Origin of the sequence: Clostridium estertheticum, from assembly GCF_026650985.1 — a bacterium.
GTDB classification, from domain to species: Bacteria; Bacillota; Clostridia; order Clostridiales; family Clostridiaceae; genus Clostridium_AD; species Clostridium_AD estertheticum_C.
The window spans coordinates 2017962-2034643 of the sequence record NZ_CP086239.1 but is presented as its reverse complement, the minus strand read 5'-3'; the positions used below and the strand labels follow the sequence as shown (position 1 = coordinate 2034643).

Below are 16682 nucleotides of genomic sequence, written 5' to 3'. Positions count from 1 at the left end.
CTTATATATAAAATTTAAGTCTTCTATAAAAATGCTCCCCTTTCTAGGAGGCCACTGAAAAAAGCACTCTTTTTTCAGTAGAGTTTTCAAATTTGAATAGAAAAAGCATGAGGAATCCATATTTTTGGATATCTCATGCTTTTTCTTTTATAATTAAGTTTTAAAAGCCCTATTTCATGCTTTTCAACTTAATTATTCTCTTTAGATTCACAGTGAAGATTGATAATGCACCTTGCATTTGCATGCTAATTAAGCCTGACGATATTGCTACATCATAGCCATGTTGGTGCTTAAGTTCACTATTTTTAGCCTCTATCATATAACGCTCCCTAGCACGTTTTTTAAAATATTCACTTTTTTCGAACTCTATTTGATCTTTGTGGGTATTTGACTTTATTGAAACTGAATAAGTTTTAGATTTAGCGCCTTCTTTATAACACCCATCTTTATGAACACAATTTTTACACTTTTCTACATTAAAATAGTAAGTTAACACTTGATTTTTACCAACATTCTTCTTTCCCTGTTTTGCTTTTTTAATAGCCATATGACCTGCCGGACATACAAATAAACCAGCATCTTTATTAAACTCAAATTCATCTTCTTTTTTTCGCATTCCTTGTGAAATTACAGGATTTAGTTTTGAAATTAATGCAATTTTATTTTCTTTTGCATATTCTAGATTTTTCTTTTCAGAATAAGCTGTATCTCCAATTACTTCATTAACATCTATACCAGCCTCACGGCTTTTTTCTATTAAGGCTATGAGCTCCTTTCCATCACTTTTTTCGCCAGTTGTAATAACAGCTGCTGTAATTAAACGTTCTTCACTCATAGCAAGGTGTGATTTATATCCAAAAAAAGAACTATCCTCAGTCTTATGCCCCACTTTTGCATCCTCATCTTTTGATAGTTTTAGGTTTTCTATGTCATCATTAAAAGCTTCGGTTAAGTAGTTTAATTTAGTTTTCACAGTTGGATTTGCTACAATTTCTGGATTCTTGTTTATGCTATCAATTAATAATTTGCAGTACTCAAGAATATCTTCAAGTACTCCATTTGTAACTTTATTCGGCAAATCTTCTTTTATCTCAGGATGTACTCCGTACAATGTTTTTCTTAAATTTTTTGCACGTTTCAATAATTCTTCTCCTGCTGATTTTTGGTTATAACGTGACTTGGTATGCGTAGCATCAACTATTATTGCTTTGCTTTTTAAAACTCCCTCTTTTATAGCAAGTTCTACAGTCTTGTTTATTAATAAATCTAATAAATTCATGTCTTTAAGGCGAAGCTTTCTAAATTTAGTTAATGTACTTGAGTTTATTAAATTTGTTTCTTCTGGGGCTAAATTCAGAAAATATTTAAATGACATATCATAAAGAGTTCTTTCAACAACATCTTCATCAGACAATTCATATATTACTTTCAAAAGCAAATATTTAAATAGCATTATAGGGTTAATAGCACCTCTACCCATAGATGAACTATAGTTAATAATCAATTCGTCATAAACAAATGAAAAGTCAACAAGGTCATTAATTTGCTTTAAAATGTTATCTTTCGGAATAATTAACGAATATAAGCTATGGTATGTATTTATTTTTATTTCCAATTGTCCTTTTAGCATAATAGTTTAGCCCCTTTTATTTTATTCTACTATACTAATTCGACATATCTTTTAAAATTCCTTTTTGTTTTTAGTCTTTTACATAAAAAAATCGCCATCTTTAATTCGATGACGATTTTTCATATAGTTTTTCAGTGGCCTCCTTTCTAGTAGCAGATTTTTATTATTTAATCTGTCTACTTTTTATTGGGAGCATATCTATATTACTCCACTGCCTTATTTTTATTATTTTTAAATTCGTACTAATTTTTTATTCGAAATTAACTCATCAATCCCGAACTTTTTAATAAAGCTAAAAGCGAATTGAAATTAGTCTTTAATGTAGCAATATCGGTAGCTACCGATGCTGATTGTGTAGTCATTTTAGTTGCTCCTACAATTCCACATGGAACAAATTGAGCTAATTTATCTAAATATAGCCATTTGACAGTACCATCTGTAGCAGTACCACTTGTATGGAGTGGAACAGTAGTACCACTTGTACCTGCAATAGTACATTCATATACATACCCATTGGCATTAACTTGAACCCCTTTTGCGTAAGCATGACTATTTACTCTTGCTACAGTATTTGCTACACCACCATTTTTACAAATCCATTTTTCTACATAAGGAGTAGTACCAAATAGTGTGTTTGTATTCGTTATAGTTTGTCCTCTGTACCATCTACCATTAGTAGGTGCAATTTGATGTATAAACGACTGACAATCAATAGAACCAACAAGGATATTATTTTCTACGTTAATAGAACCATTGAAAGTGCTTGGGTTGTTAATTAAAGTGCTTAATGTAATTGGTGACGCAATGTTTACAAAAGTATTTCTACAAATATGAACATTTGCTATAACCGAAGTCGGTTCTATACTCACTGCACAATTATTATTTACATATGCAATGTTACCCTCAATATATACGTTTTTGGTTATTTCAGTAGTACTACCCGATAAACAAACTGCTTCAAAATTTAAATTGTTCAGCGTATTATTTTTAATAATTATACCGTTGTAAGGGTATCTTACATATATTCCTGCTCCATAATAAGATTCATCATTACCTAATATATTAGAAACTGAGTTATTTTCAAGTATACCATCTTGGCAACTAATACTGATTCCCGAAAGCATCCCTGTTTTTCCAACACAAATATTGTTTTTTATAATAGGTCTATAACATATTAAATCTGTTCCACTTAAGTGATTAGTGATGATTATTAAATTATAAGTAGGGTTAGTAATAGTGTTGTTAACAACTAAGGTGTCATTGCCTCTTACATTTATACCATCTAAACAATTATCTATTTTGTTGGAATCAATAACACTAGAAAAACAATTATCATCTACAACTATTCCTGCTCCTTCTCCATCACCTGTAGTTTTAGGTCTTCCACAATTTTTAATAATATTATTAAATACTTTTGAATTATACTGCGAGTCCAAACCTCCACCTTGACCTGATTCTAATCCTATACCTATACAAGCAGTATTAACATAGCAATTTTTAACTATAACATCATTTGGATTAGCATAAATAGTCCAATAACCAAAAACTGAAATACCTACGTCATCTATATTTTTAATAATACATTTATCTATAATTATATTATCTGTTATTTCTCCTAGTAAAGTTCCTAAACCTCCGTAAACTGTGATGCCATTAGCCATAAAATAAGAATTTACGGTAGAAGATGTCATTATAATATCTTGGATGGTACAATTAAAAACATACACATTTTTGCAAACCAACAATGTTAATCCATCATTCACTCCATTTTTTATTGTGCAATTAGTTATTTTCAAGCCATCAACAAAATAAAAATATAAAGCAAATAAATAATCTGATTTTGCTACTTTTAAATCACCTCTGTTGGCTCTGTTACCATCAAATATAATATTATTAATAGCAATGTTCATGCCTTGATTAGCTTGGGTATATTCAACTCCATTTAACCCGGATTTTAACATATTTCCTACTATACTTCCATTTATCATTTTTATAGTAGAATTGTTGCCCTCAAGTGTAATATTTGATGGTACAAAGAGAATAGCATTAATAATATGGATTGCATTACTTATTAGAACTACCTTATTCATATTGTTAGCATACGCATAATTTATAGCATTTTGGATTGAGGCAGTATCATTTGTACTCCCATCACCTTTAGCACCAAATGACTTTGCATCAATTACAATATCATTATTTAAATTAGTTATCAGGTTACCCCACTTCCTTATTTTTTAATTTGAACTAGCATAGTATTGAAACAGTCTACACTCTCAGCCGTAGACTTATAAGGGTTAAATAGATTTATACTAGATATTGTATACAAATTGTCTTGTAAGGGTGCTTCTAATTTTGTATAAGTGAAATAAATATTAATGCATTTGATTTGGATAAAATTTAGAGATAATTAGCAAAAGAGCTTAGAAAATCCGGTAGATCATAATGTTTTTATGATTTACCGGATTTTATTGTTTGTGACTGAACTGTGACTGAACTAAGTTTTTCTTATGATTTGTTAAGGACTTAGATGAGAGTAAGTAAGGACTAAGATATGACTACTTCATGGTAATATTTGTTTATAATCATTATTAAGTATGACATAGTATGTACAAGTAAACAAATAAAGTAATATTATCTATATTATTTAGGGTGGTGAAACATTTTGAAGACTGTATTAATAACAGGAGCTAATGGATTTGTCGGTAATCACATGGTAAAACATTTCTGTGAAATGCAATATAAAGTTTATGGTATAGACAGAAATGATACAAACAATGAATATATAAAAGAGTCATTTTATAGGATGGATTTACCAGATAATGAACTTTATAATATTGTTGAGTATATAAATCCGGATGTATGTATTCATTGTGCGGGGAACGCAAGTGTTAACAATTCTGTTACTAATCCAGTAGATGATTTTAAATCTAATATAAATGTAACTTTTCAATTGTTAGATGCAATAAGAAAAAGTAATAAGAAATGTAAAGTGATTTTTCTTTCAAGTGCGGCTGTATATGGTGAACCTATTAAACTTCCAATTAACGAAAATGATAAATGCAACCCAATTTCGCCTTATGGATTTCACAAGCTAATATGTGAAAAAATATGTGAAGAACATAGTAAATTATATGGTATGCAAATTTATATTTTGAGAATTTTTTCTGCATACGGTATGGGGATGAAGAAGCAAGTTTTATGGGATATGATACAAAAATTTAGAAATGATGAAGTAGTTAATCTTTATGGAAATGGTGACGAGAGCAGGGATTTTGTTAATATCGATGATATTCTAAATGTTGTTGATATTGTTTTAGATAAATCAATTAATACTTTTAATATATATAATGTAGCAACAGGTAAAGAATTATCCATAAAACAATTAAGTAATATTATCAAAAAAGAGATGAATAGCTTGAAAAATGTTGTCTTCACAGGAAAAGAAAATGAAGGGAATCCTAATAACTGGAGAGCAGATATATCTAAAATTAAAAAATTAGGATTTAACCAATCGGTGATTCTTGAAAGTGGAATTAAGAGCATCTTGCTAAATTATGAGGAGACCGTAGCTAATGAATCAAACTAATATTGGATTTATAGCGGTAGGTGGGAAACAATGGATGGGTGGATTATATTATGTAAAAAATTTAATTAATGAAATGCAGTTAGTTGATATTAAAGATAGACCTAATATTTTTATATTTTTAACAAATTCATTGGTAAATGAATTTTCAGATATTAGAGAAAATATAAAGGTTAAAAAAATAATATTAGAGGATGATTTATTAGATAAATGTATTAATAGGGTATCACTTTTGTTTTTCAAGAGAAAATTAAATTTAATACTATTTAGAAAACATAAACTTGAAAATTATATTAACAAGTATGATATTAAATATATTTATCCAGTTTTGCATCCATTATATAAAAAAATTGGGAAAGCGGAATGTGTGTTTTGGATTCCGGACTTTCAACATAAATATTTACCAGAATATTTTTCTGTGAGGGAAATTAAAAAAAGAAATAAAGAGTATTTAAAAATAAGTAAGTTACCTAATAAATTAATTTTTAGCAGTGAAGATGCACGAGATGATTTTTTAAAATTTTATTCAACTTCAAAAAACGAAATAGGGATTATTCATTTTACATCATTAATTAATGAAAGTGAAGAGACAAATCTGAGGGATGTTTTTACAAGATATAAACTCCCCAAAGAATATCTATTTATACCTAATCAGTTTTGGAAGCATAAAGATCATATTACCGCGTTTAAGGCATTAGATATACTTAATAGAATAAAAAAACATAATATTACTTTTGTTTGCAGTGGTGAATTGAAAGATTATAGAAATGTTGAATATATAAAATTATTGACTGAATTTATTGAAGAAAAAAATCTGAAAGAAAATATAGTAATACTTGGTTTTGTTCCAAAGAATGATCAAATTGAAATAATGAAAAAGTGTTTGGCAATTATTCAACCATCTTTATTTGAAGGGTGGAGTACAGTAGTAGAAGATGCAAAGCTATTTGGAAAACCAATTATAATCTCTAACCTTAGGGTTCATATTGAACAAAATCCTAATAAAGCAGTATATTTCAATAAAAATTCATCGTTAGACTTGGCTAATAAAATTGATAGTAATTTAGATTTATTTAGAGGCTATCTAGATAATTATTCTTGTAAGGAACCAATGACTGAGAGGATAGAATCTGCCAAAGAATATGCAAATGATTTTGTGAATTTCATAAACGGATAATAGTTGGAGTTTAAAATTATGTTTATTGCGAATTGTAGGGGATATAAGATGAAAACATGCAATATATTAGGCGTAAATATAAATGTTACTAACATGAAAGATACAGTTAAAATTATTGAAAGTAATCTTGAAGAATTAAAAGGTAATTACATTTGTATATCAAATGTACATACAACCGTTATGTCATATGAAAATGAAGAATATAAGAAAATTCAGAATGAAGGATTTATGGCATTACCTGACGGAAAGCCTTTGTCAATTTTAAGTAAGATAAAAGGATTTAAAGAAGCTCGAAGAGTTACTGGGCCTGATTTAATGGGTGAAATATTTGAAATACCTAAAGAAAAGGGATATACACATTATTTTTATGGAAGTACACAAGAAACGTTAGATTTTTTAAAAGTAAAGCTTTTAAATAGATACCCCAAAATACAAATTGCTGGGATGTATTCACCACCATTTAGAGTGTTATCTAATAAGGAAGATCAAACAATTGTAGAGAATATAAATAAAACAAATGCTGATTTTTTGTGGGTTGGTATTGGGGCTCCAAAACAGGAAATATGGATGTCTGCCCATAAAGATAGAGTGAATTCTTTAATGATAGGAGTTGGTGCCGGTTTTGATTATCATGCTGATAAGATTAAGAGAGCTCCTAGATGGATGCAGCAGCTAAGTTTAGAATGGGTTTATAGATTGCTTCAAGATCCTAAAAGGTTATTTTCAAGATATCTAAATACTAATATTAAATTTATTATATATGCGTTTAAAGTTGGATTGGGGGGGATAAATAAATGAAAGTATGCATCATAACTAATATACCTTCACCATATAGAGTAGATTTATTCAACCATTTAATTGATAAAAGTATTTATGATATAAACATAATTTATTCTAGCAAAAATGAAGATAACAGATTTTGGAAAATTGATAAAGTTTTATTAAAAAATAGTTCATTTCTAAAATCAAAAACTATTAAAATTAGAACTAAGATGGATTACAAATACATTCATATACCTTTTAACATAATAGCAAAACTTAATGATATTAAACCTGATATAGTTATAGGCTCTGAATATAACCCTACTATAGTGGAAGCATTTATATGGTGTAAGCTAAAAAAAGTAAAATATATTAGTTGGTCTGATGGAACTTTAAATTCAGAGAAAAATATAAATAATATACAGCTAATATTAAGAAAATTGATTTGCAGGGAAGCGAATGCTCTTATAGCTAGTAGTACTGCCACTAAAATGGCTCAGCTTAAATACGGAGCTAAAGAGGAAAGAATATTCATTAGCTTATTAACTGTTGATATAAATAAGTACTTAATTGAAAGAGATTATAGTAGATCAAATAAAACACCTAAATTGTTATATGTTGGATCCTTAATAAAAAGAAAAGGATTGGATTTATTATTTGATGCAATAAGTTTAGTGAATTATGAATTTGTCTTAAATGTTGTTGGTGAAGGGGAGGAAATACATAACCTAGAAGATCAGGTGCAAAACCTTGGTATAAGAGAAAAAATAAAATTCTTGGGATACTTGCAGCAAAATGAGTTAAAGAAATTGTATGCTGAATCGGACATATTTGTATTACCAACTAGAGAGGATTGCTTTGGATTAGTTATATTAGAGGCAATGTGTGCTGGGCTACCTATAATATGCTCAAAATATGCTGATGGTGTTTTGGACTTGATTTGTGAAGGAGAAAATGGGTTTATTATTGAACCATATAATAGTAAGCAATTAGCTAATACAATACAAAATTTGCTTAATAATCCTGAAAAAATAAAAGCAATGGGTAAATCTTCGTATACAAGGGTTGGTAACTTTACATTGGAAAACGTTTTAAAAGGATTCGATGGTGCATTAAAATATGTTTTTAAAATAGAGTCACTATAAATTGACATTATATCAGTATTAAATTGTAGTTGTTAAAATAATAAATTGATTAAAAGAGGTAATAATGGATAATGATACTAGCTTTAAAAAGGTATTGATAAAATTATATAAGTATTTAACATTTAATATGACTTACTCAAATCTAAGTATTTATAATGATTATGATGGAAATGAATTAATAAAAAAATGTTTGCTTGATGATAAGCCATTATTAGTATCAAGATTTGGAGCAAATGAAAGTAGATGCATTAATTATTATATAAAGGATAAAAAGTATGATGAATTTATAAAAGACAGAATAAGTGTTAGTGCTGGTGTTTACCCCACAACAAAGGAAAATTTAGATAGGTTTTGTGAATATTATATAAAGTGCTCAAGATCGATAGATATATTAGCTTTGTGGAAGGTCAAGGGTGAAAAAAATCATGTAAAAAAGTATTGTAAAGATGCTAAGTTTACAAAGTTAGTTGCTTTAGAACCTTACTATTTTAAGAACCCTTGGTCGGAAGCATTGGAAAATAAAAAAATTTTGATTATACATCCTTTTGAAAAAACTATTCAAAGTCAATACAGACATAGAGAATTTCTATTTAAGGACAGTAGGATATTGCCAAAGTTTAAAAGTATAGAAGTGATAAAAGCTGTACAATCATTGGCACAAGAGCAAACTCCATATAAAAATTGGTTTGAAGCTTACGAATCAATGTGTAAAATCATAGATACAAAAGATTTCGATATTGCGATAATAGGAGCTGGGGCTTATGGTCTACCTTTAGCATACTACGTTAAAAGCATAGGCAAAAAGGCAATACATTTGGCAGGTGCAACTCAAATTCTATTTGGAATAAAAGGTAAAAGGTGGGATAAACATGACTTTATTTCTAAATTGTATAATGAGTACTGGGTTAGACCATCTGAGGATGAAACGCCACAAAATTCAATTAAAGTTGAAGGAGGTAGTTACTGGTAAATCAAATAAAAAACCTAAATTGTTATATTTTTAATTAATAGGAGGATTAAATGGAACGTCTTATATTATTTGATACTGAAGGAGAGAAAGGTCATAATTGGTTCTATAATTATAGTATATTATTAGGTTTAAAAAATTCAAGGTTCAATATTAAATATATAACATGTATATCAGATCAAAACAAAATAAAGATAATAGAAGAAAATAGAATTGATTTTGAAAACACTTATGTTAAAGAAAAAGAAGTTACAACTACAGAGCGATTTAAGGAGAAGAAGATTTTAAAGGCTGTGAAGAATAATATTAAAGAAAAATTAATATATAAAAATTCGAAAATAAAGTTAATATATACAGAATTGTGTGATTTGAAAGTTGTATTAACGAATAAAAACAAGATAGAACAAGTTAAAAAAGTTATTGTCAATTCTGAAAAAGGCGATATGGCAAGCGTTCATTTTTTAACTTTGGATTATATTATTTATGATCTATTCTTTTTATGTATAAAAGATAAATTTTTTATACATAAAAAGAATAAAACAAGGATAACTGCTACATTGCATTGGGCACCAAATACTTTTTTAAAGTGCTTTATAATTAAATATCTATTAAAACACGGGTATATTACTAAACTTATAGTTCATGGTGATTTCATAAGAAGAAGTATGATAAACAAACTGGGTATTCAGTGTGAAAATTTTATTTGTAACATACCGTACCCAGTATCTTCGAGTGAAGTAAAGTCAAAGGATACTTGTATTAATAAGATTGGACTGAAAGACCGCAGTGGACCATTTCTCTTATGCTTTGGTGGAACAAGATATGAAAAGGGTTTGGATTTAATGTTAGAAGCATGCAAGTTTATAAAATCTCCATTTACTTTGATAATTGCTGGTGAAGAGGGGGAAATTACAAAAGATTTTATAAATAATAAAATAAAAGAATTATGTTTAGAAGATAAAATTTTTCTCAACCTTAAATATATCGGAGATGAATTACTTCCATATTATTTTTCTGTAAGTGACATTGTTGTATTACCATACAGAAAGACATTTACAGGTCAAAGTGGACCATTAACTGAAGGTATAAATTACAATAAAATAGTCATAGCTCCTAATATAAATGAATTAGGATATATTGTTAGTAAGTATAATGTTGGGAAAGCATTTAATTGCGAAGATGTTGAGGACCTTGCTATGACAATAGAATATTGTGTTAAAAGTATTGCTAAGTTAAAGGGTAATTTTATTAATGGACAAGAAATGTTTAAAGAAGATACAAATATATCTAAATTTAAATCCAACTATAAAGATTTTTTTTATAGTTTATAACAATTTTAGCTGCACAAGCTTTTGTATTTATATATTGAGTATTAAAATTCTTGTTTGTTTACTAGATCATAATAGTTTCCATAATATATTAAGAAGGGTGAACCGAAATGAATAAAGTCTGTATATGTATATGTACTTATAAGAGAACTGATTATCTAAGAAAATTATTAGAGAGTCTTAAAAAAATGATCATAAACAATAATGAACAGTTGGAACTCCAGTTGATAGTTGTAGATAATGATAAAGATGCAACTGCACTACCTATTGTATTAGAACTAAATTTCATTGAACTGAAAATAATGTATGAAGTAGAATCCAATAAGGGAATATCATATGCTAGAAATAAGTGTATTGAATTAGCTTTGAAAGAAGGATCAGATTTTATTTCATTTGTTGATGATGATGAATTTGTATCTGAAAATTGGATTTATGAATTAGTTGATACAACTATAAAATTTAATGCGGATATTGTTGCAGGTCCTGTGGTTAGAGTATTACCAGAGAATAGTCCTAATTGGATAAAATCGAAAATATTTGATGCAAAAAGATTGAATACAGGTGGATTAATGGATAGCTGCGCTTCTGGTAATGTTATATTTAAAACAGAAATAATTATAAATGAGAATATTAGATTTGATTTAATGTATTCTTTAACCGGTGGGGAAGATACAAAGTTCTTTATGAAATTGAAAAAATTAGGTTATATAATAATATTCTCTGATGAAGCAATAGTTTATGAATGGGTGCCTAATAACAGAGTGAAATTAAATTATATATTGAAAAGAAGATTTACTGATGCAATAAATTTTGTGCATATTGAGAAGGAGCTTCAAAAAAAACATTTACTTTATTTAAGACCATTTAAAGCAATTATTAGATTATTGAAGGGACTAATTTTATTTATTTTTAGTTTGTTAAGAGGTTCTAGTTATACAATTAAGGCACTAATAATAATCGTAGAGTCTTTTGGTCACTTTGTTGGTTTTTTTTCGAAAATTTCAATAAAAAATTATTAATATGTTAAAAATATATAATAGGAGGAATACATGAAATTGTTATATGATTATCAGATTTTTCAAATGCAAAAGTTTGGTGGAATTTCACGGGTTTTCTTTGAGGTTATGAATAGAATGAAAAAAGAAAATTATGCAGAAATAGATCTTAGTCTACTATTTAATGAAAATTATTATATTAGGCAGAGTTCGAAAACTTTTAATTTAGTAAACATACCTAACAACTTAAACATTAAAGGGAAAACAAGTTTATTAAATTTAATTAATAAAAGTTATAGCATTAATAAAATTAAAAAAGATAAATATGATGTATTTCATCCAACATATTATGATACTTACTTTTTGAAGTATTTAAACAATAAGCCATTTGTTTTAACTGTACATGACATGATACATGAGAGGTATGATGATGTTGCTAAGGAAGATTTTAATACTATTAGTAATAAAAAAATATTAATTAGTAAAGCAAGTTCCATAATAGCTATATCAGAAAACACTAAACGAGATATTATTAATACTTATAATGTAGATGCAAACAAAATAAAAGTAATCTATTGGGCAAATTCACTGACTTGGGAGGAACCAATTGAACATCCCGATAAATATTTACTATATGTTGGGCAGAGAGGTGGGTATAAAAATTTTTTGAACTTTGCAAGGGCAATGAGAGGATTAATACAAAAGGATCCTTGTTTATATATAATTTGTTCGGGTGGGGGACCTTTTAGAGGTGAAGAAATAGAAGTCTTATCAAATTTAAATATTTTATCAAAATTTAAACAAACCAATATTAGTGACGGACAGTTAGTTACTTTGTATAAAAATGCATTAGCTTTCATATATCCATCATTATATGAAGGCTTTGGAATTCCTATATTAGAATCATTTTCATGTGGATGTCCTGCTATAATTAGTAATACATGTTGCTTTCAAGAAGTAGCACAAGATGCAGCATTATATTTCAATCCTTATAGTATTGAGGATATAGAAGAAAAAATTAATAGACTATTAACCGACCGAGCACTAAGGAAATCATTAATACATAAGGGAAAACTAAGGAATAGTGATTTTTCGTGGAGTAAGACGGTTAAGGAAACTTACAATGTTTATAATAGCTTGAAGTAAGGCAACAAAATGTATATTTCCATATACAAGATGCGAAAGGAGATTATTATGTCATTAAAAAAGTTGAATTCTAAAATAGACAATGTTAATTTAAAATTAAATTTAGGAAAAAGAAGTAAAAATATATTTAAGAATTTTTCTTTAAATATAATATATAAAATTATAGGCGTCTTTCTCAGCGTTCTTACATTGCCATTACTAATAGATTATTTAAGTGTAGAAAAATATGGAATATGGGTAACTTTAGTTACAATATTATCATGGACAAGCTTGTTTGATATAGGAATAGGAAATGGGTTAAGAAACAAATTAACTATTTGCCTTTCTAAAAATGAAATAACCAAAGGAAGGGAATACATCACAACAGCATATGTTTCATTATCAATAATAATTATAGTTATTACAACTATTGGTATATACATAATACCTTTTATAAAGTGGAATAAAGTATTTAATACAAATGCATTAACCCAGCAGCAATTTATTGCATTAACTATTGTTGTATTTGTATTGTATATGATTAATTTTATATTATCATTATGCAATTCTTTATATTATTCTATACAGAAGGCTGCGATGACTGGAAGGACGGCAGTTATAAATAATATATTAGTGCTAATATCAATAATTATTATAAGGAGGTTTCAGGGAAGTAATCTTGTATTAATGGCAACAATTTATACTTTGTCTGGTACAATATCATATATTATCATAACTGTTTTATTTTTCAAAGAAAGACCTGAACTATTACCTAAATTAAAATATTTCAATAGGAATAATATAAAGTACATTTTAAATGATGGAATAAAATTTTTCGTTATTCAAATAGCTTGCATTATAATTTTTACAACTGATAATATGATTATTACGCAGGTTTTAGGACCTCAAGCAGTAACATCGTATAATGTTACTCAAAAGCTATTTGGAATAATTGGAATGACGTATACATTAATGTTGACGCCTTTATGGTCAGCATACACTGAAGCATATTCTCAACTGGATTATTTGTGGATAAAAAAAGTTATAAATAAGCTGAATTATTCAATGATCGCTGTTATTGCCGGAGTTATTATAGTAAGTTTATTATCTAATACTATTATTGATTTATGGATTAGAAAAAGTATATATCCATCTAGATTACTTATATTATTGATGGGAATATATACGATAATTTCAACATGGAACAATATATATGCATATTTTTTGAATGGAATTGGTGCGTTAAAAGTATCATTATGGTTGGCTATTATTGGTAGTATTGTTAATATTCCTTTATCAATATATTTTGCTAAAAACTTAGGATTAGGTACTTCCGGAGTTATATTAGGCACCATCTTTTCGTTATTACCAAGTTCATTTATACAACCAATACAAAGTTATGTAATATTAAATCGGTTGGAAAGAAGTAATAAAGTTAAAAAAAATATATATAATATGGAATAAAGACAATTAAAGTCGGGAGGTAAACATGAAAGTATACTTAATTATAATATCCATTATTTTTTCAATTATTATATTTATTCAGTCTATTAATTTTTTAGATAAAGAAAAAAATCATAGAACAATTAGGATAATTATGATATCTATAACGAACGTATTAATTTTTTTAATACCTGTATATGGAATTTTACATTTAACTAATAAAATACAATATTTGATTTTAATATATTCAGCATTTATTTTAACTAAGAAGATTCTTAGACCAATCAATATCAAAAATATAAAGTTCTTATTTCCAATTATAATATTATTAATTTGTTGTTTTATAAGCATATTCTTTGCATTTAACAAAAATGAAGCCATAAATTTATTTTTTAAATTATTTGGATATATTGGATATATAATTATTATTATGCATTTATATAAAGATTACAATAGTAAGTTATTAATAATAAAATCTGTAAAGTTATCTTCTGTTTTTATTATAATTACAGGTGCTTATCAATTAATTTTAAATACATCAAATATAGGATTATATTCGTATTACAATCCTAATACAAACGATGTAAGAATAAGCATGATATTTAATGATTCACTAGAAGCGGCTGTGTTCACTTCAATAATAATAACCTTTATTCTTTGTGAATTATTAAACAATAAAAGAAGCAAAATTTTGAAATTATATGATTATTTATTAATAATAATTTTATTTGGTTTATTAATAGAAACGGGATCAAGAACTACATTGACATCTATAGCTATTGCATTCTTCATATTTTTCATTTTAATTAATCTAATTAAGAATCATAAAATAAAATTTTATATGAAAGTGTCTTTAATATCAACATTAATTTTATTGGGTTCGAATTATGCTATACAAAAATTATGGCAATTAGATATATTTAAAAGATTCTTATATGTAGAAAAGTCTATTGGAGTAAGAAGTAAATTTTGGAATGGTGCATTTGAAATGTTTAGAGATAATATTTGGGGTGTTGGATTAGGTAATTTTAAGTATCATGCTTTAATGTATATTCCAAGTTCTATGGCAGTTTTTGTGTTCAATAATATAAAAGTGGTTACTACTCATGCTGAGAATACATATCTTACTATATTGGCAGAGATAGGCATAGTAGGATTCTTGACTTATTTATACATAATAATAAGATCAATAATAAAAGCTATAAAAAATTTATTTAAAAATAAAAAAACACAAAATAATAATATATTTCCTATATTAATTATAATATCACTTAATGTGATATTAATAAATAATATGACAACATATTTTAATGATTCACAGGCAATAATGAGTTTATTTTGGATTATTATTGGACTATCAAGTGATACTATTTGCACTGAAAAGGTATCAATTTCTTCTTCGAGAGCACCCACAAAGGGACTAACCTAAGAACCGGCAATAACAAAATAAATTAAAAAAAATTATTGTGACAAAAGATACAATGTAGGATATTGAAAATAAAATTTGGAGGATTCAGGAGGAAATTTTATGAATAGTTATATTAAAAATGTATTTATGTTTTCATCTCCATTTATATTAATATTTGAATCAATATTAAATAAATTTTTGAATAATAATTGTATAGTGTTATGTCTACATATGTATCCAGATAGTTATGGAAATTTTGATGAAATAAATTTAAAAAAAAATATTAAATATTTGAAAGAAAATTGTAATGTAGTATCTTTAGATGAAATTTTTAATATGATTTCTAATAATTCTAATATACCAAATAGAACAGTTGCAGTAACAATAGACGATGCTAAACAGTCATTTTATATACATGGGTATCCAATATTAAAGAAATTTGAGATACCATTTACACTTGGAATTATTCCGGGTCTTATAGAAAATAATGAAAGAAGTTATTTTGTTTCTAAATTGATGAGAATGGCTGGACATAAATTTTATTTAGAACATCAAGAAATGTTGTATCGTATAAATAATTATTTTCAATTAAAAAATTTAAAAAAGGCGGCTTCTTTTAATGAAGTTTATGAGGAAATTAAATATTTAAATGATGAGGATATTCAAGAAGCGATTAAGTATATGAAAATCCCAGATGATGATTTTATATCATGGGAAACATTGAAAATTATGCAATCAAATAAAAATATAAAGTTTGCATGTCATACAATGTCACATCCTTTTTTAGAATTTTCAAGAGGAGATTGGTTGAGCTTTGAATTAGAAGAATCAAAGTGGTTGATAGAGAATAATTTGAAAATTAATGTAGACACTTTTATATTACCTTATGGAAATTCTGAAAATTATTCACCAGAATTAGATAATGAGCTAACAAGGTTACGATATAAATATGTTTTATACACTGAAAGGGGTTATATATCAAAAGATACAAATAAATTTAAAATTCCAAGAATGGGTGGGGAAGTTAAATTTAATTTATTTAAAGTATTTACAAGTGCTAGCCTATGTAGAGTTATATTTAGAAGGAAATTCATATAAAATTAGAAGCATCAATTAAAA

At 26.9% G+C, this 16682-nt stretch carries 13 protein-coding genes; 11 read left to right on the top strand and 2 right to left on the bottom strand.

What is annotated here, in order from left to right:
* Positions 1 to 169: 169 nt before the first annotated feature.
* Positions 170 to 1630, bottom strand: coding sequence for an IS1182 family transposase (locus tag LL038_RS09875; protein ID WP_216128210.1), 1461 nt, complete (start codon positions 1628 to 1630; stop codon positions 170 to 172).
* 260 nt (positions 1631 to 1890) lie between these two features.
* Positions 1891 to 3813: a right-handed parallel beta-helix repeat-containing protein gene (locus tag LL038_RS09870; protein WP_268056075.1), complete on the bottom strand. Its 1923-nt coding sequence runs from the start codon at positions 3811 to 3813 to the stop codon at positions 1891 to 1893.
* Positions 3814 to 4292: 479 nt separating this feature from the next.
* Here LL038_RS09870 and LL038_RS09865 point away from each other — a divergent pair, with 479 nt between their 5' ends.
* From LL038_RS09865 to LL038_RS09815, 11 genes are all read left to right on the top strand, one after another.
* Positions 4293 to 5216, top strand: coding sequence for an NAD-dependent epimerase/dehydratase family protein (locus LL038_RS09865; RefSeq protein WP_216127473.1), 924 nt, complete (start codon positions 4293 to 4295; stop codon positions 5214 to 5216).
* Positions 5203 to 6390 (top strand): glycosyltransferase family 4 protein, encoded by a 1188-nt coding sequence (locus tag LL038_RS09860; RefSeq protein ID WP_216127475.1) that lies wholly within the window; start codon positions 5203 to 5205, stop codon positions 6388 to 6390. Before LL038_RS09865 ends, LL038_RS09860 begins: the two co-directional genes overlap by 14 nt.
* Before the next feature lie 48 nt (positions 6391 to 6438).
* The gene (locus LL038_RS09855; RefSeq protein WP_216127478.1) at positions 6439 to 7188 is read left to right on the top strand and encodes a WecB/TagA/CpsF family glycosyltransferase; all 750 of its coding nucleotides are present in this window, start codon (positions 6439 to 6441) and stop codon (positions 7186 to 7188) included.
* Positions 7185 to 8297: a glycosyltransferase family 4 protein gene (locus tag LL038_RS09850; protein ID WP_216127481.1), complete on the top strand. Its 1113-nt coding sequence runs from the start codon at positions 7185 to 7187 to the stop codon at positions 8295 to 8297. Before LL038_RS09855 ends, LL038_RS09850 begins: the two co-directional genes overlap by 4 nt.
* A 64-nt stretch (positions 8298 to 8361) precedes the next feature.
* Positions 8362 to 9267, top strand: a complete 906-nt coding sequence (locus LL038_RS09845; protein ID WP_216127484.1) for a hypothetical protein — start codon at positions 8362 to 8364, stop codon at positions 9265 to 9267.
* A 50-nt stretch (positions 9268 to 9317) separates the two neighbouring features.
* Positions 9318 to 10595: a glycosyltransferase gene (locus LL038_RS09840; RefSeq protein WP_216127487.1), complete on the top strand. Its 1278-nt coding sequence runs from the start codon at positions 9318 to 9320 to the stop codon at positions 10593 to 10595.
* Positions 10596 to 10702: 107 nt separating this feature from the next.
* A complete protein-coding gene (locus tag LL038_RS09835; protein WP_216127490.1) occupies positions 10703 to 11611 on the top strand; it encodes a glycosyltransferase family 2 protein in 909 nt (302 codons plus the stop codon).
* Between the two features lie 30 nt (positions 11612 to 11641).
* On the top strand, positions 11642 to 12733 hold the full coding sequence (locus tag LL038_RS09830) for a glycosyltransferase family 4 protein (protein ID WP_216127492.1): 1092 nt from the start codon (positions 11642 to 11644) through the stop codon (positions 12731 to 12733).
* A 48-nt stretch (positions 12734 to 12781) separates the two neighbouring features.
* The gene (locus LL038_RS09825) at positions 12782 to 14176 is read left to right on the top strand and encodes a lipopolysaccharide biosynthesis protein (RefSeq protein ID WP_216127503.1); all 1395 of its coding nucleotides are present in this window, start codon (positions 12782 to 12784) and stop codon (positions 14174 to 14176) included.
* Between the two features lie 25 nt (positions 14177 to 14201).
* Positions 14202 to 15584 carry an O-antigen ligase family protein gene (locus tag LL038_RS09820; protein ID WP_216127505.1) on the top strand — a complete coding sequence of 461 codons (1383 nt, stop codon included), beginning with the start codon at positions 14202 to 14204 and terminating at the stop codon, positions 15582 to 15584.
* A 99-nt stretch (positions 15585 to 15683) separates the two neighbouring features.
* Complete coding sequence (locus LL038_RS09815; protein ID WP_216127522.1) at positions 15684 to 16661, top strand: polysaccharide deacetylase family protein; 978 nt, start codon at positions 15684 to 15686, stop codon at positions 16659 to 16661.
* The last annotated feature ends 21 nt before the right edge of the window (positions 16662 to 16682 follow it).

Bases quoted from the DNA above. Each gene is read 5' to 3' on its own strand.
- LL038_RS09875 (WP_216128210.1), bottom strand. From the start codon at position 1,630: ATGCTAAAAGGACAATTGGAAATAAAAATAAATACATACCATAGCTTA.
- LL038_RS09860 (WP_216127475.1), top strand. From the start codon at position 5,203: ATGAATCAAACTAATATTGGATTTATAGCGGTAGGTGGGAAACAATGG.
- LL038_RS09855 (WP_216127478.1), top strand. From the start codon at position 6,439: ATGAAAACATGCAATATATTAGGCGTAAATATAAATGTTACTAACATG.
- LL038_RS09850 (WP_216127481.1), top strand. From the start codon at position 7,185: ATGAAAGTATGCATCATAACTAATATACCTTCACCATATAGAGTAGAT.
- LL038_RS09845 (WP_216127484.1), top strand. From the start codon at position 8,362: ATGGATAATGATACTAGCTTTAAAAAGGTATTGATAAAATTATATAAG.
- LL038_RS09840 (WP_216127487.1), top strand. From the start codon at position 9,318: ATGGAACGTCTTATATTATTTGATACTGAAGGAGAGAAAGGTCATAAT.
- LL038_RS09835 (WP_216127490.1), top strand. From the start codon at position 10,703: ATGAATAAAGTCTGTATATGTATATGTACTTATAAGAGAACTGATTAT.
- LL038_RS09830 (WP_216127492.1), top strand. From the start codon at position 11,642: ATGAAATTGTTATATGATTATCAGATTTTTCAAATGCAAAAGTTTGGT.
- LL038_RS09825 (WP_216127503.1), top strand. From the start codon at position 12,782: ATGTCATTAAAAAAGTTGAATTCTAAAATAGACAATGTTAATTTAAAA.
- LL038_RS09820 (WP_216127505.1), top strand. From the start codon at position 14,202: ATGAAAGTATACTTAATTATAATATCCATTATTTTTTCAATTATTATA.
- LL038_RS09815 (WP_216127522.1), top strand. From the start codon at position 15,684: ATGAATAGTTATATTAAAAATGTATTTATGTTTTCATCTCCATTTATA.